Annotated in this window: 27 protein-coding genes, 1 tRNA gene and 1 riboswitch; of the genes, 7 read left to right on the forward strand and 21 right to left on the reverse strand. The window is 60.9% G+C overall.

Annotated features, from left to right (window positions below; genetic code table 11):
* Positions 1-4: 4 nt before the first annotated feature.
* The 11 genes from nuoH to tpiA all read right to left on the reverse strand — a co-directional run bounded on the left by nuoH (position 5) and on the right by tpiA (position 9462).
* A complete protein-coding gene (gene nuoH, locus ACN9MU_RS22760) occupies positions 5-1087 on the reverse strand; it encodes an NADH-quinone oxidoreductase subunit NuoH (RefSeq protein WP_426162760.1) in 1083 nt (360 codons plus the stop codon).
* Positions 1087-3417, reverse strand: a complete 2331-nt coding sequence (gene nuoG / locus ACN9MU_RS22765) for an NADH-quinone oxidoreductase subunit NuoG (RefSeq protein WP_426336175.1) — start codon at positions 3415-3417, stop codon at positions 1087-1089. Before nuoG ends, nuoH begins: the two co-directional genes overlap by 1 nt.
* Positions 3418-3429: 12 nt before the next feature.
* The gene (gene nuoF, locus ACN9MU_RS22770; protein ID WP_426162764.1) at positions 3430-4728 is read right to left on the reverse strand and encodes an NADH-quinone oxidoreductase subunit NuoF; all 1299 of its coding nucleotides are present in this window, start codon (positions 4726-4728) and stop codon (positions 3430-3432) included.
* On the reverse strand, positions 4725-5204 hold the full coding sequence (nuoE, locus tag ACN9MU_RS22775) for an NADH-quinone oxidoreductase subunit NuoE (RefSeq protein ID WP_057259375.1): 480 nt from the start codon (positions 5202-5204) through the stop codon (positions 4725-4727). The genes nuoF and nuoE overlap by 4 nt, the downstream gene beginning before the upstream one ends.
* A 9-nt stretch (positions 5205-5213) precedes the next feature.
* Entirely contained in the window at positions 5214-6467 is a 1254-nt protein-coding gene (locus ACN9MU_RS22780; RefSeq protein ID WP_426318653.1) for an NADH-quinone oxidoreductase subunit D, read from the reverse strand.
* Positions 6468-6470: 3 nt separating this feature from the next.
* Positions 6471-7061: an NADH-quinone oxidoreductase subunit C gene (locus ACN9MU_RS22785; RefSeq protein WP_426162770.1), complete on the reverse strand. Its 591-nt coding sequence runs from the start codon at positions 7059-7061 to the stop codon at positions 6471-6473.
* A gap of 6 nt (positions 7062-7067) precedes the next feature.
* Positions 7068-7544: a NuoB/complex I 20 kDa subunit family protein gene (locus tag ACN9MU_RS22790; RefSeq protein ID WP_028104278.1), complete on the reverse strand. Its 477-nt coding sequence runs from the start codon at positions 7542-7544 to the stop codon at positions 7068-7070.
* Positions 7545-7547: 3 nt separating this feature from the next.
* Positions 7548-7907: an NADH-quinone oxidoreductase subunit A gene (locus ACN9MU_RS22795; protein WP_426162773.1), complete on the reverse strand. Its 360-nt coding sequence runs from the start codon at positions 7905-7907 to the stop codon at positions 7548-7550.
* A 142-nt stretch (positions 7908-8049) separates the two neighbouring features.
* Positions 8050-8134 (reverse strand) — tRNA-Leu (locus ACN9MU_RS22800).
* A 95-nt stretch (positions 8135-8229) separates the two neighbouring features.
* Positions 8230-8685 carry a preprotein translocase subunit SecG gene (secG, locus tag ACN9MU_RS22805; protein WP_426343497.1) on the reverse strand — a complete coding sequence of 152 codons (456 nt, stop codon included), beginning with the start codon at positions 8683-8685 and terminating at the stop codon, positions 8230-8232.
* A gap of 30 nt (positions 8686-8715) precedes the next feature.
* The gene (tpiA, locus tag ACN9MU_RS22810) at positions 8716-9462 is read right to left on the reverse strand and encodes a triose-phosphate isomerase (protein WP_426162779.1); all 747 of its coding nucleotides are present in this window, start codon (positions 9460-9462) and stop codon (positions 8716-8718) included.
* 75 nt (positions 9463-9537) lie between these two features.
* On the opposite strand from tpiA, the gene ACN9MU_RS22815 reads away from it, so the two are divergent.
* Both ACN9MU_RS22815 and ACN9MU_RS22820 read left to right on the forward strand, forming a co-directional pair.
* Positions 9538-9939 (forward strand): hypothetical protein, encoded by a 402-nt coding sequence (locus ACN9MU_RS22815; RefSeq protein WP_426162781.1) that lies wholly within the window; start codon positions 9538-9540, stop codon positions 9937-9939.
* Complete coding sequence (locus tag ACN9MU_RS22820; RefSeq protein WP_426336177.1) at positions 9936-10328, forward strand: hypothetical protein; 393 nt, start codon at positions 9936-9938, stop codon at positions 10326-10328. Before ACN9MU_RS22815 ends, ACN9MU_RS22820 begins: the two co-directional genes overlap by 4 nt.
* Here the strand turns inward: ACN9MU_RS22820 and ACN9MU_RS22825 are convergent.
* From ACN9MU_RS22825 to ACN9MU_RS22845, 5 genes are all read right to left on the reverse strand, one after another.
* Positions 10325-11305, reverse strand: coding sequence for an NAD(P)H-quinone oxidoreductase (locus tag ACN9MU_RS22825; RefSeq protein WP_426337654.1), 981 nt, complete (start codon positions 11303-11305; stop codon positions 10325-10327). The two genes, ACN9MU_RS22820 and ACN9MU_RS22825, sit on opposite strands and share 4 nt — an antisense overlap.
* 39 nt (positions 11306-11344) lie before the next feature.
* The gene (locus ACN9MU_RS22830) at positions 11345-11923 is read right to left on the reverse strand and encodes a TMEM165/GDT1 family protein (protein ID WP_426343498.1); all 579 of its coding nucleotides are present in this window, start codon (positions 11921-11923) and stop codon (positions 11345-11347) included.
* Between the two features lie 5 nt (positions 11924-11928).
* Positions 11929-12104: riboswitch (yybP-ykoY riboswitch) on the reverse strand.
* A 126-nt stretch (positions 12105-12230) separates the two neighbouring features.
* Entirely contained in the window at positions 12231-12848 is a 618-nt protein-coding gene (locus ACN9MU_RS22835) for a tetratricopeptide repeat protein (RefSeq protein ID WP_426343499.1), read from the reverse strand.
* Positions 12849-12891: 43 nt separating this feature from the next.
* Positions 12892-13653 carry a GIN domain-containing protein gene (locus ACN9MU_RS22840; RefSeq protein ID WP_057259384.1) on the reverse strand — a complete coding sequence of 254 codons (762 nt, stop codon included), beginning with the start codon at positions 13651-13653 and terminating at the stop codon, positions 12892-12894.
* A 31-nt stretch (positions 13654-13684) separates the two neighbouring features.
* Complete coding sequence (locus tag ACN9MU_RS22845; RefSeq protein ID WP_426162793.1) at positions 13685-13948, reverse strand: hypothetical protein; 264 nt, start codon at positions 13946-13948, stop codon at positions 13685-13687.
* A 16-nt stretch (positions 13949-13964) separates the two neighbouring features.
* Between ACN9MU_RS22845 and ACN9MU_RS22850 the strand changes: the two genes are divergently transcribed.
* The 5 genes from ACN9MU_RS22850 (at position 13965) to ACN9MU_RS22870 (ending at position 17316) form a co-directional block, all read left to right on the forward strand.
* The gene (locus ACN9MU_RS22850) at positions 13965-15386 is read left to right on the forward strand and encodes a c-type cytochrome (RefSeq protein WP_426343500.1); all 1422 of its coding nucleotides are present in this window, start codon (positions 13965-13967) and stop codon (positions 15384-15386) included.
* Positions 15387-15524: 138 nt separating this feature from the next.
* Entirely contained in the window at positions 15525-15938 is a 414-nt protein-coding gene (locus ACN9MU_RS22855; protein ID WP_426162797.1) for a hypothetical protein, read from the forward strand.
* Between the two features lie 136 nt (positions 15939-16074).
* Entirely contained in the window at positions 16075-16482 is a 408-nt protein-coding gene (locus tag ACN9MU_RS22860) for a hypothetical protein (RefSeq protein WP_426162799.1), read from the forward strand.
* 17 nt (positions 16483-16499) lie between these two features.
* Positions 16500-16904: a hypothetical protein gene (locus ACN9MU_RS22865; RefSeq protein WP_426162802.1), complete on the forward strand. Its 405-nt coding sequence runs from the start codon at positions 16500-16502 to the stop codon at positions 16902-16904.
* Between the two features lie 13 nt (positions 16905-16917).
* Positions 16918-17316 carry a hypothetical protein gene (locus ACN9MU_RS22870; RefSeq protein WP_426343501.1) on the forward strand — a complete coding sequence of 133 codons (399 nt, stop codon included), beginning with the start codon at positions 16918-16920 and terminating at the stop codon, positions 17314-17316.
* 49 nt (positions 17317-17365) lie between these two features.
* Here the strand turns inward: ACN9MU_RS22870 and ACN9MU_RS22875 are convergent, their stop codons facing one another.
* From ACN9MU_RS22875 to ACN9MU_RS22895, 5 genes are all read right to left on the reverse strand, one after another.
* Complete coding sequence (locus ACN9MU_RS22875) at positions 17366-18727, reverse strand: serine hydrolase (protein ID WP_426343502.1); 1362 nt, start codon at positions 18725-18727, stop codon at positions 17366-17368.
* 112 nt (positions 18728-18839) lie between these two features.
* On the reverse strand, positions 18840-19160 hold the full coding sequence (locus ACN9MU_RS22880; protein ID WP_426162808.1) for an MmcQ/YjbR family DNA-binding protein: 321 nt from the start codon (positions 19158-19160) through the stop codon (positions 18840-18842).
* Positions 19157-19612, reverse strand: a complete 456-nt coding sequence (locus ACN9MU_RS22885; protein WP_426343503.1) for a YciI family protein — start codon at positions 19610-19612, stop codon at positions 19157-19159. The genes ACN9MU_RS22880 and ACN9MU_RS22885 overlap by 4 nt, the downstream gene beginning before the upstream one ends.
* 114 nt (positions 19613-19726) lie before the next feature.
* On the reverse strand, positions 19727-20125 hold the full coding sequence (arr, locus tag ACN9MU_RS22890; protein WP_426162812.1) for an NAD(+)--rifampin ADP-ribosyltransferase: 399 nt from the start codon (positions 20123-20125) through the stop codon (positions 19727-19729).
* A complete protein-coding gene (locus ACN9MU_RS22895) occupies positions 20122-20589 on the reverse strand; it encodes a GNAT family N-acetyltransferase (RefSeq protein WP_426343504.1) in 468 nt (155 codons plus the stop codon). Before ACN9MU_RS22895 ends, arr begins: the two co-directional genes overlap by 4 nt.
* Positions 20590-20709: the final 120 nt, after the last annotated feature.

The raw sequence follows: 20709 nt of genomic DNA on the forward strand, positions 1-20709 counted from the left end.
TCTCTTACTTCCAAATATTCCAGGAGGTCTGCATCCAGGTCGCCACGAACACCAGGTACACCAGGGTCAGTGGGATGAACACTTTCCAGCCCAAACGCATGATCTGGTCATAGCGATAACGTGGGAACGTTCCGCGGGTCCAGATGAACAGCGACACGATGAAGAAGGTCTTGATGAACAGCCAGAAGAAGCCGCCGAACACGCCGCCGATTTCCAGCGCTGCGATCGGTGCGGACCAGCCGCCCAGGAACATGATCGAAGCCAGCAGGCCGATCAGGATCATGTTGGCGTATTCCGCCAGGAAGAACATCGCGTAAGCCATGCCGCCGTATTCGACCATGTGGCCGCCGACGATCTCGGATTCGCCTTCCACCACGTCGAACGGGTGGCGGTTACATTCAGCCAGGCCGGACACCAGGTACACGACGAAGATCGGCAGCAGCGGCAGCCAGTTCCAGGAGAACAGGTTCAGGCCCATGGCAGCCATGGTGCCCTTCTGCTGGCCGGCCACGATCTCGGACAGGTTCAGCGAACCGGAAACCATCAGCACGATCACCAGGGCGAAGCCCATGGCGATTTCGTAGGACACCATCTGTGCCGATGCACGCATCGCGCCCATGAAGGAGTACTTCGAGTTGGCGGACCAGCCGGCGATGATGATGCCGTACACCTCCATCGAGGCGATCGCCATGATCAGCAGCAGGCCGGCGTTCACGTCGGCCAGGGCGGCGCCCGGGGCGAACGGCACCACGGACCAGCAAGCCAGTGCCGGCATGATGGTCATCACAGGACCGATGAAGAACAGGGACTTGTTCGACTTGGTCGGGACGATGATCTCTTTGAAGAGCAGTTTCAGTGCGTCGGCGATCGGCTGCAGCAGGCCGTTCGGGCCCACGCGGTTCGGGCCGATACGGATCTGGATCCAGCCCAGCAGCTTACGCTCCCACAGGGTCAGGTAGGCCACCAGGCCCATCAGAGGCAGGGTCACGCACAGGATCTTGGCCATGGTCCAGACGAACGGCCAGAAGGTGCCGAGGTTGGCCTCGCCCATCACTTTAATCGAATCAATCATTTCTGGCAGAGCCATTACTTGCCCTCCCCTGCTTTAGCAACGGTGATGTCACCGAACATCGCGCCCAGCATCGCGGTCGATGCGTGTGCGGCGGACACGCGCACCACGTTCGCTGGCAGGCCGGCGTCGATGGTCGCTTCCAGGATCGCAAAGCCGGAGCCCTGCTTCACTTCAACCTTGTCGCCGGCCTTCACGCCGATCTGCTGCGCAGCGGCAGTAGACAGGTGCGCTTTCGGAGCGGCAGCATCGGTGGTCGCCAGCAGCGGGCCGGAACGGCGCGCCAGGGCGTCGGCGAAGTAGATCGGCACGTCGGCGAGGCGCTGCAAGCCGGTCGCGGTGAACGGCACGCCGGCAACGGCAGCCTTGCGCGACACGTTCGACAGCTTGGCCGACAGGTCGGACGCGCCTTTTTCGAACAGTTCGTCGCGGATCGATTCCGAGGTCTCGTAGTCGAAGCCGCCCAGGCCGAGGATGTTGCCCAGTACGCGCAGCACTTTCCAGGCCGGACGGGCGTCGCCCATTGGCTTGACGGTGCCGTTGAAGGACTGCAGGCGGCCTTCGGCGTTGACGAAGGAGCCGGAAGTCTCGGCGAACGGCGCCACTGGCAGCAGCACGTCGGCGTACTCCATGCCGTGCTTGAAGGCCGACATCACGACCACCATGTCGGCGGCGTTCAGCGCGGTCTTGGCAGCTTGCGGGTTGGCAGCGTCCAGTTCCGGCTCGGCGTTCAGCAGCACATAGGCTTTCTTCTGCACGGAGAAGGCTGGCGCCGCGTTCTTCGCGGTGGCGCCGACCAGGTAGCCGCCAACGGTGTTGGCTGCTTCGGTCAGGTAGCCCAGCTTGGCGCCGGTTTGTTCAGCGATCCACTGTGCGGCAGCGTGCAGCTTCGACGCTTCCGGATGCGCCACGGCGGCGTTACCCAGGAAGATAGCTTTGCGCTCGCCGCCCACCAGCGATTCAGCGATGGCTTCTGCTTCGGCCGAGGCGACCACGCCTTCGAAACCGGCCGGAGCGGCAACGCCCTTCGCCTTGGCCACAGCGGACACTACGCCGGACAGCGCGGCCAGCCAGTCGGTCGGCGCAGCGATAATCTTGTTGGCGGTGGTGATCAGGTTTTCAGTGTCGGCAGCGTGCAGCACGGACAGCTTGCCGCCGGCTTTCACGGCCGCGCGGATGCGGGTCGCGAACAGCGGGTGGTCCTTGCGCAGGAAGGAACCGATCACGAACACGCGCTGCAGCGAGCTCAGTTCAGCAATCGGCATGCCCAGCCACGGCTTCACTTCGCCATCCAGCGCGAAGTCGGACTGGCGCAGGCGGAAGTCCACGTTCTCGGAACCCACGCCGTGCATCAGCTTCTTCAGCAGGGCCAGTTCTTCCACGGTGGAGTGCGCGGTGCCGTAGGCAGCCAGCGAGTCCGCGCCGTGTTCGTGCTTGATGTTCTTCAGGCCGTGCGCCACGTATTCCAGCGCGACTTGCCATTCAACTTCTTTCCACTCGCCGCCCTGCTTCAGCATCGGCTTGGTCAGGCGCTCGGCGCTTTCCAGCGCTTCGTAGGAGTAGCGGTCCTTGTCGGAAATCCAGCACTCGTTGACTGCTTCGTTCTCGAACGGCAGCACGCGCTTCACGGAGCCCTGCTTCACTTGCACGATCAGGTTCGCGCCGGTGGAGTCGTGCGGGGAGACCGATTTGCGGCGCGACAGTTCCCAGGTACGGGCGCTGTAGCGGAATGGACGCGAGGTCAGCGCGCCGACCGGGCACAGGTCGATCATGTTGCCCGACATTTCGGAGCTCACTGCTTCGCCCACGAAGGTGGTGATCTCGGAATGCTCGCCGCGGCCCAGCATGCCCAGTTCCATCACGCCGGCCACTTCCTGGCCAAAACGCACGCAACGGGTGCAGTGGATGCAACGCGACATTTCTTCCATCGCCACCAGCGAGCTGCCGGCCTTCGGCGGCACAACGCGCTTCTCTTCTTCGTAGCGGGACTCCATCTTGCCGTAGCCTACGGCCAAGTCCTGCAGCTGGCACTCACCGCCCTGGTCGCAGATCGGGCAATCCAGCGGGTGGTTAATCAGCAGGAATTCCATCACCGACTTCTGTGCTTGCACAGCCTTGTCGGAGGCGGATTTCACGACCATGCCAGCCGATACCGGCGTGGCGCATGCTGGCAAAGGCTTAGGCGCCTTCTCAACTTCGACCAGGCACATACGGCAGTTCGCAGCGATCGACAATTTCTTGTGATAGCAGAAGTGCGGGATGTAGGTACCCAGCTTGTTGGCGGCGTCCATCACCATGCTACCCGCAGGGACTTCTACCTTTTTGCCGTCAATTTCGATTTCAACCATGATAATCGCAGCTTAGTAAGCCGAAACAGGCACCAGGCAGTGCTTGTGTTCGACGTGATATTCAAATTCTTCGCGGAACTGCTTGACGAAGGCGCGTACCGGCATGGCGGCAGCATCGCCCAGCGCGCAGATGGTGCGGCCCTGGATGTTGTCGGCGATGGAGTTCAGCATGTCCAGGTCCGAAGGACGGCCCTGGCCGTTCTCGATACGGTGGATCATGCGGTACATCCAGCCGGTGCCTTCACGGCACGGGGTGCACTGGCCGCACGACTCTTCAAAGTAGAAGTAGGACAGGCGTTCCAGGGCCTTCACCATGCAGCGCGTCTCGTCCATCACGATCACGGCGCCCGAACCCAGCATGGAGCCGGCTTTGGCGATCGAATCGTAATCGAGGTCAGTCTGCATCATGATCTCGCCGCGGATCACCGGAGCGGACGAACCGCCAGGGATCACGGCCTTGATCTTCTTGCCGCCGCGCATGCCGCCAGCCAGCTCCATCAGCTTGGCGAACGGAGTGCCCAGCGGGACTTCGTAGTTGCCCGGACGCTCAACGTCGCCCGAGATCGAGAAGATCTTGGTGCCGCCGTTGTTAGGCTTGCCCAGGCCGAGGTAGTTTTCGGCGCCGATGTTCAGGATGAACGGAACGGCCGCGAAAGTCTCGGTGTTGTTGATGGTGGTCGGCTTGCCGTACAGGCCGAACGAGGCCGGGAAAGGCGGCTTGAAGCGCGGCTGGCCTTTCTTGCCTTCCAGCGATTCCAGCAGCGCGGTTTCTTCGCCGCAGATGTAGGCGCCGTAGCCATGGTGGGCGTGCAGCTGGAAGCTGAACTCCGAACCCATGATCTTGTCGCCCAGGAAGCCGGCGGCGCGCGCTTCTTCCAGCGCTTCTTCAAAGCGCAGGTATTCCTGGAAGATCTCGCCGTGGATGTAGTTGTAGCCCACGGTGATACCCATCGCGTACGCACCGATGGCCATGCCTTCGATCAGCGAATGCGGGTTGTAGCGGATGATGTCGCGGTCTTTGAATGTGCCCGGTTCGCCTTCGTCGGTGTTGCAGACGAGGTATTTCTGGCCAGGGAACTGGCGCGGCATGAAGGACCATTTCAGGCCGGTCGGGAAACCCGCACCGCCGCGGCCGCGCAGGCCGGAGGTCTTCAGGTCGGCGATGATCTGCTCTGGAGGAATCTTCTCTTCCAGGATGCGGCGCAGCGCCGAGTAGCCGCCACGCTTGACGTAGTCGGCCAGACGCCAGTTGTCGCCGTTCAGATCCTTCAGGATCAGGGGGTTGATGTGACGGTCGTGCAGGGAAGTCATTTCTTGAGCTCCTCCACGAGGGCGTCCAGTTTGTCGTTGCTCATGTGGGAACACATGCGGTGGTTGTTGACCAGGATGACCGGTGCGTCGCCGCAGGCGCCCATGCACTCCCCTTCCATCAGCGTGAACGCACCGTCTTCGGTGGTGCCGCGGAAGTCGATGCCCAGCTTGGCCTTCAGGTGCTCGGCAGCTTTCACGCCGCCCGACAGAGCGCATGGCAGGTTGGTGCACACGGTGATCTTGTGCTTGCCGACCGGCTTCAGGTTGTACATATTGTAGAAAGTCGCGACTTCCTGCACGGCGATGGCCGGCATGCGGATGTAGTCCGCGATTTCCTTCATGGTTTCTGGCGACAGCCAGCCCAGTTCAACCTGGGCGTGGGCCAGCGCGGCCATCACGGCCGACTGGCGCTGGTCGGCCGGATACTTGGCCAACTCGCGGTCGATTTTTTTATAGCATTCTTGGGATAACAGCATTTCTTGCCCTTAGCGGTCGATTTCACCGAAAACGATGTCCTGGGTACCGATGATGGTCACGGCGTCGGCGATCATGTGGCCGCGCGACATTTCGTCCAGACCCTGCAGGTGGGCGAAGCCCGGTGCGCGGATCTTCATACGGTATGGCTTGTTGGCGCCATCGGAGATCAGGTAGATGCCGAATTCGCCTTTCGGGTGTTCCACCGCGCTGTACGCTTCGCCCGGCGGCACGTGGAAGCCTTCGGTGAACAGCTTGAAGTGGTGGATCAGCGATTCCATATTGGTCTTCATGTCCACGCGGTTAGGCGGAGCGACCTTGCGGTTGCTGGTCATGACAGGACCCGGGTTGGCTTTCAGCCATGCCACGCACTGCTTGATGATCCTGTTCGACTGGCGCATCTCTTCCACGCGCACCAGGTAGCGGTCGTAGCAATCGCCGTTGGTACCGACCGGGATGTCGAAGTCCATCTTGTCGTAGACCTCGTACGGCTGCTTCTTGCGCACGTCCCAGGCGATGCCCGAGCCGCGCAGCATGGCGCCGGTGAAGCCCATGGCCATTGCGTCTTCAGGAGACACCACGCCCACGCCGACGGTACGCTGTTTCCAGATACGGTTGTCGGTCAGCAGGGTTTCGTATTCATCGACATAGGTCGGGAAACGCTTGGTGAAGTCTTCGATGAAGTCGAGCAGCGAACCCTGGCGGTTCTCGTTACGCTCTGCCAGCGCTTTCGCGTTGCGGATCAGCGATGCCTTGTACTGCGGCATGGCGTCCGGCAGGTCGCGGTACACGCCGCCCGGACGGTAGTAAGCCGCGTGCATGCGCGCGCCCGACACTGCTTCGTAGCAGTCCATCAGGTCTTCGCGGTCGCGGAATGCGTACAGGAACGGGCCCATGGCGCCCACGTCCAGCGCGTGCGCGCCCAGCCACAGCAGGTGGTTCAGCAGGCGGGTGATTTCGTCGAACATCACGCGGATGTACTGCGCGCGCACCGGCACATCCAGGCCCAGCAGCTTCTCGATCGCCATCACGTAGGCGTGCTCGTTGGACATCATGGACACATAGTCCAGGCGGTCCATGTACGGCACGGATTGCAGGTAGGTCTTCTGCTCGGCCAGCTTCTCGGTGGCGCGGTGCAGCAGGCCGATATGCGGGTCGGCGCGCTGGATCACTTCACCATCCAGCTCCAGCACCAGGCGCAGCACGCCGTGCGCCGCAGGGTGCTGCGGACCAAAGTTCAGGGTGTAATTCTTAATTTCAGCCATTTCTTACTTCCCGTAGTTTTCTTCGCGGATCACGCGCGGCACGTTTTCGCGCGGCTCGATGGTCACAGGCTGGTAGACAACGCGCTTCTGCTCCTGGTCATAGCGCATTTCAACGTAGCCCGACACTGGGAAGTCCTTGCGGAATGGATGGCCGATGAAACCGTAGTCGGTCAGGATGCGGCGCAGGTCGTTGTGGCCTTCGAAGATGATGCCGAACAGGTCGAACGCTTCGCGCTCGAACCAGTTGGCGGAGCGCCAGATCGAGGTCACGGAGGCCAGGATAGGCATGTCGTCGTCCGAAGCGAACACGCGCACGCGCAGGCGCCAGTTCTTGGTGACGGACAGCAGGTGGGTCACGGCCGCGAAGCGCAGGCCGTCCCAGGTGCCTTCACCGTAGGTCGAGTAGTCAACGCCGCACAAGTCGATCAGCGTATCAAAACGCAAAGCTGCGTCGTCGCGCAGCTCTTGCATTACCTGGTAGTAGTCCCCAGATTTGACTGTAATCGTCACTTCGCCCAGCGCGACGACGATGGAGGCCCGCTCGCCCAGCTTTTGCTCGAGGGCGGAGACCAGTGTTTGCAGATGTGTGTTCATAAGGTCTTACCGCGCGATCGTGTTGGTCTTCTTGATCTTGTTGTGCAGCTGCAGGATGCCGTACAGCAGTGCTTCTGCAGTCGGCGGGCATCCCGGCACGTACACGTCGACCGGCACGATACGGTCGCAACCGCGCACTACGGAGTACGAGTAGTGGTAGTAGCCGCCGCCGTTGGCGCAGGAACCCATGGAGATCACCCAACGCGGGTCGGGCATCTGGTCATAGACCTTGCGCAGCGCAGGGGCCATCTTGTTGCACAGGGTGCCTGCCACGATCATCACGTCGGACTGACGTGGCGACGGACGGAACATGAAACCGAAACGCTCCAGGTCGTAACGGGCAGCACCAGCATGCATCATCTCCACTGCACAGCAAGCCAGACCGAACGTCATCGGGTACATCGAACCCGTACGCGCCCAGTTGATTACCGTGTCAAAGGTAGTGGTGATGAAGCCTTCGTTAAATACGCCTTCAATAGACATGGCTTATTCCCAATCAAGGGCACCTTTCTTCCAGATATACCAAAAACCGACCACGAATTCGGCGATGAACACCATCATCGTCACGTAACCCTGCCAGCCCAGTTCACGCATGGAGACGCCCCATGGGAAGAAGAATGCAGTTTCAAGGTCGAACAGAATGAACAGAATTGCGACGAGGTAGTAACGCACGTCGAATTTCATGCGCGCGTCTTCGAAAGCTTCGAAGCCGCACTCGAATGGGGAGAGCTTGGCCGCATCGGGCTTGTTCGGGCCAAGGATATGGCCGAGCACTTGCGGGACTACGCCGACGCCAAGGCCGACGATCAGGAACAACAGGACGGGGAAGTAATTTTCGAGGTTCACGATGGGTAAGCAGCTTAGTTGAATTACGCTCGACCCCAATCACCTACTACTGAGACCAGGATCAAACGACACATCCTCGTAAAAAAACCAGCTAAGCCACTGAATCTACGATTCAAACGACCTGCTGGCTTTTGATCTTTTTTGGTGCCGACGACGAGACTCGAACTCGTACAGCTTGCGCCACTACCCCCTCAAGATAGCGTGTCTACCAATTTCACCACGTCGGCAATAGGCCGCTATTCTACACTGTGATCATCGCTTTGTTAATGCAAATTGCGCATAATCAAGAAGAAAAACGGCAAAAAGTTCAAAGTTGCCAGTTTTACTTCGCTGGCGAAGCAGCTGGAGCGGCCGCGGCAGGTGCCGAAGCAGCTGGCGCGGAAGCAGCCGGCGCCTCGACAGGAGCCGGAGTCGCAGCCGCTGGAGCTGCAGGAGCGGCAGGAGCAGCCGAAGGAATCGCCGCAGCACCACCCACCGGAGCAGGAGCCGCCGCCGGGGCCTTGACGTTATCCATCACACCGGCGCCGGCCGAAATATTGCCTTTGCTAGCCAGGACCGACAGGCCGAGGGTGGCGCCGAAGAAAATGGCTGCCGCCAGTGCGGTCGACTTAGACAGGAAGTTGGAGGAGCCAGAAGCACCAAACAAGCTGCCCGAAGCACCAGAGCCGAAGGCGGCACCCATATCGGCGCCCTTGCCATGCTGCAGCAGTACCAGGCCAATGATCGCCACGGCGGAGATGACCTGCACTACGATAACCAGATTGAACAAAGTGTTCATGCTATTCCTTAAATAATAAAATTGCCCCGCTTATGCAGCAGCGATGATGGCAAGAAAATCCACCGCCTTCAGTGCTGCACCGCCAATCAGGCCGCCGTCGATATCAGGCTGGGCCAGCAACTCCTTGGCGTTTTCCGGCTTCATGCTGCCGCCATACAGGATCTGCATGCCGGCGGCAGATGCCGCATCCTTCTTTGCCACCCGGGCGCGCAGCAGCGCATGCACTTCCTGCGCCATTTCCGGAGTGGCGGTCTTGCCGGTGCCGATTGCCCAGACAGGCTCGTACGCCAGCACAATCTTTGCCAGCTGTTCAGCGCCCAGCACCTCCAGCACCGCATCCAGTTGCTCGCCCACCACGTCGGCGGTCTTGCCGGCCTCGCGCTCTTCCAGCGTCTCGCCTACGCAAACCACCGGCACCAGGCCGGCATTCACGGCAGCCAACGCCTTCTGGGCCACCAGGGCACTGCTCTCCTGATGGTAGGAGCGGCGCTCGGAGTGGCCGACGATGGCGAATTTGCTGCCGAAATCCAGCAACATGGCTGCCGAGATTTCACCTGTGTAGGCGCCCGAAGCGTGGGCGGACACATCCTGGGAACCCCAGGCAATCGCGCTGCCCGTGAGTTCAGCCTGACATTGTGCCAGATACGGGGCTGGGACGCAGACCGCGGTATCGGCCTTTGCATCACCCAGGCCAGCCTTGATGCCTGCCAACAGGGTAGTGTTGGCGGCACGGCTGCCGTTCATTTTCCAGTTACCGATGACGAGTTTGCGGCGCATAGTAGCTTAATTTTTAATAACCCGTTATTGTAGCGTGCGCCCCAAAGTCGGGTCAAACGCTAGACTTCGCGCCCCATGAAAAATAATATTCTTGACATCTTTTTCGGGTTCGCGTTGGCGTTACCCACCGCTCTCATCATCGGCAGCGTGCCAACGTTATTCAACAATCAACCTCATGGCGGTTTGACGGCGATGACGTTCTGGATCTTTGTCATCGGCTTTCCTTCCTTGTCCTGGCGCTGCGTCGAGATCCGCAGGCTGCGCAAGCGCGAGCTCGACAACATGTTAATCACCCTCATGTCCCTGCTGCCGCTGGCGGCGATTGCCGCGATCCACGGCCTGGCCGCAGATCGCGGCGGGCTTGTCGGCACTTTTGATGCCATGTTCAGGCAGGTGCTTGGGGCCATGACTGTTGCCTGCGGCTGGCTTGGCGCTACGCTTGCCTTCGCGACCAGAAGCAAGGCGGTCGCGCCATGAAAAAGCTCCTGACTATTATCTGGGGCATCGTGCTGGGCTTCATCCAGGTCACGCTCCTGCTCATCCTGTTCAGGCTCGTATCCAGCAACGACGAGATCAGCGCGCTGATCTTCCTGCTCGGGTGGCCAGCCCTGGCCTGGCGCAACTTGCGTAAGCCACCGGCAGAGACGAAATCGCGCCCTTCCCTGCTGAAACGCTCGGTGTGGGCCCTGGTCGCGCTGCCGATCATCGTCGCGGTCCCACTGTTTGCCTTTCTCGGAAGCCTCAAGGGCCAGGGCTCGGAGATTGTGGTCCTCGTGTTCATCGCCCTACTGCTCGTCGTCACTGCGGTGAGCTGGGGCGCTGCAATGATCACCTATATTGTCGGCCACTACCGCAAGAAACCTTAAAGCACCTGCAGCATGATCTTGCCCACATGGCTGCTGCTCTCCATCAGCGCGTGGGCCTTGGCTGCCTGCTCCAGCGGGAAGCTCTCGTAGATCACGGGCTTGATGTCTCCCGCCTCGATCAGCGGCCATACCTTTTCGCGCAGTTGGCGCGCGATGGCCCCCTTGAACGCGACCGAGCGCGGACGCAGGGTCGAACCCGTGATGGTCAGGCGGCGCTTCAGCACCTGCCCCATGTCCAGCGTACCCTTGGCGCCGCCCAGCAGCGCGATGATGGCGATGCGGCCATCGTCGGCCAGGCAACTGATTTCGCGTGGCAGGTAATCGCCGCCCACCATGTCGAGGATCACGTCGACGCCGGTATCGCCGGTCAGTTCCCGCACCACGGCTGCGAAGTCTTCGGTGCGGTAGTTGATGCCGCGCGCCGCGCCCAAGGCCTCGCAGGCCCGCGCTTTCTCGTCGCTGCCCGCCGTGGCAAACACGCGATGGCCGAGTGCGCGGGCGAGCTGGATCGCCGTCACGCCGATGCCCGAGGTGCCGCCCTGCACCAGCAAGGTCTCGCCCTTGCCCAGCCCTGCGCGGTCGAATACATTGCTCCAGACGGTGAAGAAAGTCTCCGGCAACGAGGCCGCCTCCAGCGGAGACAGGCCGTGCGGCACGGGCAGCACCTGCTGCACCGGCGCCGTCACGTACTCGGCATAGCCGCCCCCCTGCACCAGCGCACATACCATGTCGCCGATCTTGAAGCCGCTGGCTGCCAGGTCGCCATCGACGATCTCGCCTGCCACCTCCAGGCCCGGGATATCGGTGGCGCCCGGCGGCGGCGCGTAGCTGCCCATGCGCTGAAACACGTCCGGCCGGTTGATGCCGGCCGCGTGCACGCGGATGCGCAACTCGCCCTCCTTCGCCACCGGCAGCGGACGCTCGCACAGGCGCAGCACATCGGCGCCACCCGGTTTCTGGATTTCAATCGCACGCATCATGGCATCACCTCTCCTGGAAAGAGGCGATTGTAGCGCTTACAGCCCGAAGCGAGCGCCCATGCCGAGCAAGGTGGCCAGGCCCAGTCCCGCGAACATGGCGGCGGCAATGCCGTGCACCAGCTTGAGCGGGATTTTCGCGACCAGCTTGTCGCCCGCAAAGACGGCAGGCACGTCGGCGATCAGCATGCCGAGGGTGGTGCCGGCCACCACCATCAGCGGGGCCGGATAGTGGGCGGCCATCGCCACGGTGGCGACCTGGGTCTTGTCGCCCATCTCGGCCAGGAAGAAGGTCACCAGGGTGGCGCCGAAGACGCCGAAGCGGCTGGCGATCGTGGTTTCGTCGTCCTCGATCCTGTCCGGCACCAGGGTCCAGGCAGCCATGCCGAGGAAGGACAGGCCCAGCACCCAGCGCAACACTTCCGGCGTGAGCAAGGAGGTGATCCAGGCGCCCAGTGCACCGGCCAGGCCGTGGTTGAAGATGGTGGCGACGAGGATGCCGGCGATGATCGGCAGCGGTTTCTTGAAGCGGGCGGCAAGCAGGAAGGCCAGCAGCTGGGTCTTGTCGCCGATTTCGGCCAGGGCGATGACGCCGGTTGAGACGAGGAGCGATTCCATATTGTGTTTCCAGGCCGGGCACGGACGAATGACCACAACTCGCCCCCGGCCTACATCGGCGGCGCTGTGGTCAAAGGTCTTGCCAAGTGTGGGACCGCATATGCCATGGCCTGTGGGCCAAGTGTGTTGGCATATGCCTCCTCCTTGGGTGGAGGAGAGGCTACTCCCCAATGACGGGCGGGATTTTACCTCAAAACCGGTAAACCAGGGTCAGACCCAAGGGTCTGACCCTGTACGGGCTTCGGGCCTGGGGTTGCGGTTGTGCGATGCCCGAACCAACACCGTTGGCCGCGCCGCAGGCGGCTTTTCAGCCGCCGCCAGTCCGCGACGACCTTGGCAACGGCGTATTCCGTTTCCACGCCGACGACAACGCCTGCCCTTCCTCAATCTGCTCCTGCGTCATGCCCCTCGCCACGGCCGCCCGCTGCTCCGCCGCATTGGCCGAACCGCCCGCCGCTGCCAGGTTCCACAGCATATAAGCAATCACATTATCCTGCGGCATCCCGCCAATGTGATACCGGTACATCAGCCCAAGAACCTGCTGCGCATCCGCATGCCCCTGCTCCGCCGCCTTGCGGAACCAGGTCACCGCTTCCTTATGGTCCTGCAACACCGCATTGCCCGTGTAATACATGGCCCCCACCACATACTGCGCATCGGCCTTGCCCTTGAGCGCGGCCTTGCGGTGCCAGGCCAGCGCCAGCTTGTAGTCCTGCGGCACGCCACGGCCCATGTAGTACATCAAGCCAAGCAAATGCTCGGCTTCCGTATTGCCCGCCTTGGCCAACGGCAGGATCTCCTTGTAGGCCAGCGCATAATTCTTGTTGTTATACGCCGTGGCCCCTTCCGCGAACCCGGCATGCGCACTGGCCTGCAGCCCTAGTGCGATGCCGAGCGCGATTAACACGCCTCGTAGTTTTTTCATGGTGCTTTAGATTTATCTCTTTTTATGCACTGCAGAATGTCTCTTACTTCCAGCTCACCTTGCCCAGCCCATCCACGCTGACGTTGCGGGTGGTGGGCTTGCCGTACACGGTCACGGAACCCAGTCCGCTCAGATTCAGGTTGGCGTTGTTGGACGCATTGATGGTTGCATTACCCAGGCCGCTCAAATCCAGGCTCACGTCTTCCGCCTTGAATTGCTGCGCATTCAGGCCGCCCAGGCCGCCCAGCGTCGCCTTCAGGTTCTTGCTGCGGCCACCGATGGTGATGTAGCCCGCGCCCTGCAGGTCGAGGTCGACGTTCTCGTTCTCCGTCACCCACACATGCATGCTGCCCACGCCGCCCAGGTTGGCCTTCAGCTTCTTGTAGTCGCAAACCACCTTCATGCTGCCCGCCCCATCCAGGGTCAGGTCGATATTTTCGCCACTGAAGCCGCTGACTTCCGTGCTGCCCACGCCCTCCGATACCAGTTCACGCAACTGCGGCAGCACCAGCTCCACCTTCACCGCCGAGGACTTCAGCTTGACGCCGCGGCTCTCGGTATCGAGATAAAGCGTGTCGCCGGTCTGCACTGCCGTTACCTTGTTGACGTAACGCTTGTCGGTTGTGATGTTGAGCGCCGGGGTGTCGCCGCGGCGCAGCTTGAGGTCGATTACGCCGTCGAGCTTGACGCGCACCACGCGCGCATCGATGGCCCGCGTCTCCGTCGTCGTATCGTCGGCCCGGGCCAGCCCCAGGAACAGACACAGCGCGGTAAACAGCAAGCCAAACTGGAATGGTTTCTTCATTTTCTATCCTTGGTAAGTCATCAGCGCGCTATCACAGGTTGGCTGCCGCGAGGACAAAAGGCAGTTCGGGGATCGCACTGGTGGCAACGATGGTTGCCATATTAATACCACCAAGGACCAAAAGGGCGGCCAGGAAGATGGCTTCCATGTTTTTAGCGATTTTCATTTTGCGCTCCCCATCATGACTGTTTTTCGATGGTTTCATCATATCGGCGGGCTCGCCCAGCGTCCCGCCATATGCGACGAAATGCAAAAAACAGGGAACAGGCGGATAATCCGCCTGCCATTTCGACATTCCAGAGGGAAATAAAATGATGAAAAAAATCCTGGTCCTGGCCACGCCTGCCCTGGCCGCTGCCCTGCTCTCCTCCCTTGCATCGGCAGCGCCCGACCTGACCGCCGCCTACAAGCTCTACCAGGCAAACTGCGCCCAATGCCACGGCAAGGACCTGGAAGGCGCCGCCGGCCCCAACCTGGCCGACGCTACCTGGCTGCACGGCCAGCCGACCAGGGCCAACCTGCTGCGCGTGATCGGCAAAGGCGTCGTCGACAAAGGCATGCCGGCCTGGGACAAGCAACTGAACAACGTCCAGCTCAATCAGCTGGCCGAATACCTGCTGCCGGCCAACGCTGCGGCCCGCAAGGCCGCCGCCGGAAAAGGCGCTGCTCCCGCCGCAGCCCCGGCTGCCGTGGCAAACCCCAGCCTGGCCGCGCTCAAACTGCCCAAAGGCTTCCAGATCGCGGTCTATGCCGACAATGTGCAGGGCGCACGCGAACTGGCCGTGACCGACAGCGGCCTGGTCTTCGTTGGTTCGAACAAGGCCGGCAAGGTCTACGCCCTGGTTGATGCCAACAAGGATGGCATGGCCGAGAAAGTGGTCACCGTTGCCGAAGGGCTGGACCATCCCAACGGCGTCGCGCTGCTGAACGGTGCGCTGTATGTCGGTGAGATCTCGCGCATCATCAAATTCGACGACATTGAGAAAAACTACGCCAGCAAACCGGCCTACAAGGTCATCAAGAATGACCTGCCGAAGGAGACCTGGCACGGCGCCAAATACATCAAGGCTGGACCGGACGGCAAGCTGTACGTCCCGATCGGCGCACCCTGCAATATCTGCGACAAGGAAGACGAGGCCTATTCGAAGATCTGGCGCATGAACCCGGACGGCAGCAACTGGGAGTTGTACGCGCGCGGCGTGCGCAACACGGTCGGCTTCACCTGGCACCCGGTCACGAAGGAATTGTGGTTTACCGATAACGGCCGCGACGAAATGGGCGAGAACATGCCGTCCTGCGAATTGAATGTGGCCCCGAAAGCCGGCATGCATTTCGGCTTCCCTTACTGCCACGGCGGCGTGCTGCCCGATCCGCAGTTCGGCAAAGGCAAAAGCTGCGACGCCTACGTGCCGCCAGTGGCGGCACTGGGCCCGCACGTGGCGCCGCTTGGCCTGGCCTTCTATATCGGCACCCAGTTCCCCGAGCAGTACCGCAACCAGTTGCTGATTGCGGAGCACGGCTCATGGAACCGCGCCAACAAGATCGGCTACCAGGTGCGCCTGGTCACCCTGCATGGCAATAAGCTGGTCAGCGATACCGCCTTCATCGACGGCTTCCTGCAAGACGAAGCAGTGAGCGGCCGTCCGGTCGATATCGCGGTGATGCCGGATGGTTCGATACTGGTTTCCGACGACCATGCGCACAAGGTGTATCGCGTTACCTACCAACGCTGATGGGGCATATGCGCAAGGTATCGCCACAGATGGTTTCATCAAAATATTGAACTTCCGTCGGCCACTGCCAAGGCTATATTGAAAAGTGCCAGACAACAATTGAGGCCTGGCACCCTTGGTCCACGAATGGAGGCAGTCATGAAGCGATACTTCGCTGCCGCTGGGCTACTTGTCCTCGCTGCAAGCGCAGCAGCACAAAGCAGCACCGGCGCTGACCAATCGGTGGTTGTGCCCGCGCAGAAGCAAATGCATATGGAGCGCAAGCTCATCTCACCGCAAGAGTTCTACCAATACCAGGGCGCCTATGCCCTGTCCAACGGCCAGACCCTGACCCTGTCGCGTACTGCAATGCATATCTACGCGCAAGTTGGCCAACAGCCGCGGCGGCAAATCCTGTGGCAAGGCGACGGCAAGTTCACTGCCGCCGACGGCAGCATGGATATGAACATCGTCTGGATCGACGACGATACCGCCACCGGCGAACTGAACTTTTCGTCTAGCGTAGCCGACCAGAAGCCGGCCCACGCCCCCCTCTCAATAGCCTCGCGTTAACCGCAGGCGAAAGCCTGCGCGCCGCGGCCACGAACCAATGCGACGCAGGGATAGCAATCCGCCTAACCGGGCGCTATATTGAAAGAGCCAGGCAATTTTAGAGTCCTGGCCACACACCAAAAAAATGGAGGCAATCATGAAGCGGTTAGTGGCTACCGGCTGCCTGTTCGCGCTCGCCCTTTCGGCGTACGCACAGAGCACCGAACAAAAAGTTTTGATCCCCGCCTCGAAAGAGGTTAATCGTACCTACATGTCGCCCGACGAATTCGGCAAATACAAGGGCGCATACGATCTTTCCAACGGCAAGACGCTCTACCTGATTCGCAAGGCTAACCGCATGTATGCGCGCGTCGACGAACAGGGCGAACACGAAATCACCCGCTCCGGCAACGGGCAATTCCTGGCGCTCGATGGCAAGATGTGGATGGAGCTGGTGTGGGACAACGGCAATTCCGTCAGCGGCAGCTTGAACTATGTCGACGAATCGCCTTCGGTGGCAGGCATTGAACCCAAGATCATCAGCATCCGGTTTGCATCGCGCTGACGCCATGGGAGGCTATCGTGAAACGCCTATTGCTCGCGTGCGGCCTGGGCTTCTTCGCATTTAGCATTCCAGCCCAGAGCCAGACTTCGGTCGAAACAGTTGTGGTGCCTGCCCAGAAGGACGTGAAGCCGCTTACTTTGTGGCCCGACGAAATCCTTGAATATATTGGCGACTACCAGCTCGCCAACGGCAAGACCTTGTACCTCACCAGGCAAGGCGCCAGGTTGTACGGCCAGATTGGCTCGCTACCGAAGCACGAAATGATCGCCACGGGCTTGCGCAAGTTCAGCGCAGTGGACGGCCAGCTTTCCGTCCACATCAAATACACCTGGGACGGCCAGATCACCGGCAATGTCGCTTATGTCGATAGCAGCCGCGGCGCCGGCCTCTTGCCGGTGCTGGTGGAATTCGCCTCGCGGTAAAAAAGGAGGCGCCATGAAAAGAACGATTGCAATGCTGGGGCTTGCCGTGTGCTGTACACAAGTCCCCGCGCAGCAACAAGCCGATGCCGGCCGAGTCATCATCCCGGCCGCCAAACCCCAGCCATATTTTGTATGGCCGGACGACCTGCATGCATACAAGGGCGAATACTATCTGTCAAACGGCAAGAAGATGTATATCAACCGCATAGGCAAGCACTTGTACGCCCAGGTGGGCAAGCAAGCCGAAAGGGAAATCATAGCGACGGGCGAGAACATGTTCGAATCGGTCGACAATTCCATGACCCTCAACATCGTCATCTCGCGCCAGGGCTATGTCAGTGGCAGCATCGCTTATCAAGATGAGGACCTGCCAGATAAACCGCTGGCCTATGCCTCCCTCATGACGCGCTAGCCGCGGGCACGTCCGGGCCGCCAGCAGGAACTGCGCTGGCGGCCTCTTTTTACTGGCGCAATGCGGTCTCGTCTGCGCCGGGCTGGCGCACCAGCAGGCTGTGGACCGTGCCGTCCGCACCACGCTGGAATTCCAGGCTCGCCAGCGATCCCTCCATGAAGAAGCTGTCCGGCGCGTGTGCGAAGATCGGCGCCGCATCGCGCCCTTCCCTCTGCATGACCAGCTTGTCGCCATCGCGGCGCACCACACGCTTGATCCTGTCGGGGCTGACGTAAGTGCCGACGAAGGCGTCCAGCGCGTGCGGCGCCAGCGTGATTGCCTTGAAATCGGTGAAGGGCCGGCCAATCGCGATACCTGCCGCCTTGTAGGCAATCACTGGCGTGTTCACCGCGCCACCGTTGCCGTTGGTAAGCACTGCCACGAACACCTTGTCGTCAGGCAGCCGCAGCGCCTGCGCGGTAAAGCCCGGGATCGAGCCGCCATGGTGGATCATCCTGTGGCCCGCAAGCGCGCCGATATTCCAGCCGTAGCCATAGTTGCAGGGCGCCTCCTTCGGCAAGCGGCAGGAAGTGAAGGCCTGGCGCCAGGTGGCCGGCTTGAGCAGCTTGCCGCTGCTGACAGCGGCATCCCAGCGCGCCATGTCGTCCACGGTGCTCACCAATGCCCCCGCCGAATAGGCCAGGGTCACGTCGATATCCTTCACCGGCACGATCTGCGTTCCGTTGAGGCGGTGGCCCTTGATGTGGCGCTTGCCGCTGCGCTCGAACCCTTCATGCGCCGTATCTTGCATTCCAAGCGGATCAAAAATGTTTTTCGCAACGAAGTCGTGATACTTCATGCCGGACAGCTTTTCGATAATGAGGCCCAGCAGGAAATAGCCTGAATTGCTGTAGCTGTAGCGATCTCCCGGCGCAAAGTCGAGCGGCTCCCTGGCGAACACATCGAACACCTGCCTGAGAGTCACGCCTTCATCGGGCAAATCGCGGAAGCCTTTCAGCGCGGTGTAGTTCGGAATGCCGGACGTGTGCTGCAGCAGGTGTTCAATCGTGATGGTACTGCCCTTGTCCGGGAAGTCCGGCAGGTACTTGCGCACGTCATCCTTTACTGACAGCTTGCCCTGCTCCTCCAGCATCAGGATGCCGACTGCCGTGAACTGCTTGGTGATGGAGCCGATGCGCAGTTGCATGTCCGGCTGCATCGGCGTGTCTTCAGCCACATTGGCCAGGCCGTAAGCCTTGCGGAAAACCGGCTTGCCGTCGCGCGTGACGATGACCGTGGCGCCCGGCCAGCCAGGCTTGAACATTGGCGCCAGCGCGGCATCAAGACGCTGCTCGAGCGGCGTTGCGGCCATCGCGCAAGTGGCTTGCAGAAGGGAGAGTGATGCAAAGAGAATTGCGGGTAGTTTCGTCACGGCCTGGCCTCCTCAAAAAACTGGATGCTAATGCCGGCCTGTCCCGCACAGTTGGCCGAGCCGACGAATGGTCGATTCCGGGGGATGAACGGTCGCTTCCTGAGCGCGAATCTCAGGCACCCTTGCGTTTCAGCGCCTTATGCTCCCAAGCCTGCTTCACCAGGCGCTTGACTACCGCTGCATCGGCCTTCGCCAGTTCGACCCGCACGCCCAGCACCTTGCTTCCCCACAGCAGCTTCTCGGCGAAAGAGGAATACAGCTCCAGCACCTCATCACGCTTCTCATCGGGAATGAAAATATGGACAAAATCCTCCCCCGGTGGAACGGTGACGAAGATCTTACCTTTCACGCGGAACGAGCCAAAGTTGTGGTGCGGCTCGTCGCTGACATCAGGCAGCGACATGGCGAAAGTACGAACCGTTGAAAATTTCACTTCGCCGCCGGCTTCATGATTTGCGAGTGGACCTGGTTCACCATCATCAGGCCCGCCGAACCGAAGTGCAAGTGATATTCCGCCACCATCTCGCCTTTGATGATTACAGGATCGGTGGCCACCAGCGCCCTGGCCTCGTCGATGCTCTCAACCGCGAAAATAAAGATGCCCCGGGCGCCGTCGACGCCATCCAGCGGGCCGGCATAAGCCAGCTTGCGCTCATTGGCCAGGCGCTGGATATTTGCCATATGGCCGGCGAACATCTCAGTTCGCTCCTGCCCCGCCGGCACCTTGTTTGGGCCCGAGCGCAGCACCACGAACACATACTTGCGCATGCCGTTCTCATTCCCGCCCAATGACTTCGCCAGCTCGGCATCGTATGCAGGCGTCGCCTGCGGATGCGCCTGCGCCGAGCTCGCGAACACGGCCAGCAGGATCGCCGCGAGATTCACCTTAATTGCCCTGCCTATCCTTCCAGCGTATCCCATCATATCCCTCCATGCGATTTCCGCAAATAATACTCCAGCCGCCAAACTCGCAGCCGCATGCCCAGCCAGGTCAGCGATTTACTCTTCGATCGCCTCAATGCCTTGCTCCTTGAGTTTCTCAAGGTGGTCGAGCATTTCACGAAGGCGCTCTGGTGGATGGCCCGTCCACTCCGCCACTTCACCGACGATGCGCAGCGGTTCTCGAGAACGATATGACTTGGTAGGGTTGCCGGGGAAGCGCTTGTTTGTCAGGTTTGGGTCATCTTCTATCGGACCTGTCGGCTCCACGATGTAGATCCTGCCCCGCCCCTCGCCGACGGCCAATTCCGCGCCCCAGGTTGCCGCTTCCAGGGTCGCAGTGAGATAGACGAAATTGGCCTGCCGCCTGGTTCCATAATTGGAAGAAAAGCCGCGCTCAATGAGGTCGCCAACCTTCAGGTCGGCCTTGGTACCATGATAAAAAGGTCCCTCGATCACAATAACACCTTCAGTTTCCGGCCACCGCTGATTGCAAAGCCCTCGCGCTCATAAAATGCGAGCGTCCTGTCGAACTGGGGCAACGGTGGCGTCGTCACCTCCAGCCGCTTCCAACCGCGCGAACGGCCGAAAGCCTTTGCCTTGGAAAGCAATTGCAAGCCCAATGCCTTGGAGCGATAGGCCGGGCGAACATAGAACTCGGGGATCGTGCCGAAGGCCCCCTCAGCATACAGCGCGTAGCTTTCGTAAAGCGCCACGAATCCGGCTGGGCGATCGCCATCAAAGGCGACGAAGACAAAGTACTTCTCTTGTGAGAGGAAGGCCCCCAGCCTCTCGATCGTAACCGCCAGATCGAAATTGAACGCCCGCTCGCCAATGGCCGCCATGATTTCAGCAAGCAGCTCACCGACCATTTCGGCAATCTGAGGAACGTCTTGAACGGTAGCGGTACGGGTAATCATCATATGGCTCCAGTTATCGACATATTAGTCTTCAAGGCGAGATGCGAGCTGCCTGATTGGTATCCCCCAAAGCGCGCTGGATCGAAAGCTGCGGTAACTTTGGAACGGGGGCCCACGCGCCTG

This window comes from Pseudoduganella sp. R-32 (assembly GCF_049913245.1).
Classification (GTDB): domain Bacteria; phylum Pseudomonadota; class Gammaproteobacteria; order Burkholderiales; family Burkholderiaceae_D; genus Rugamonas.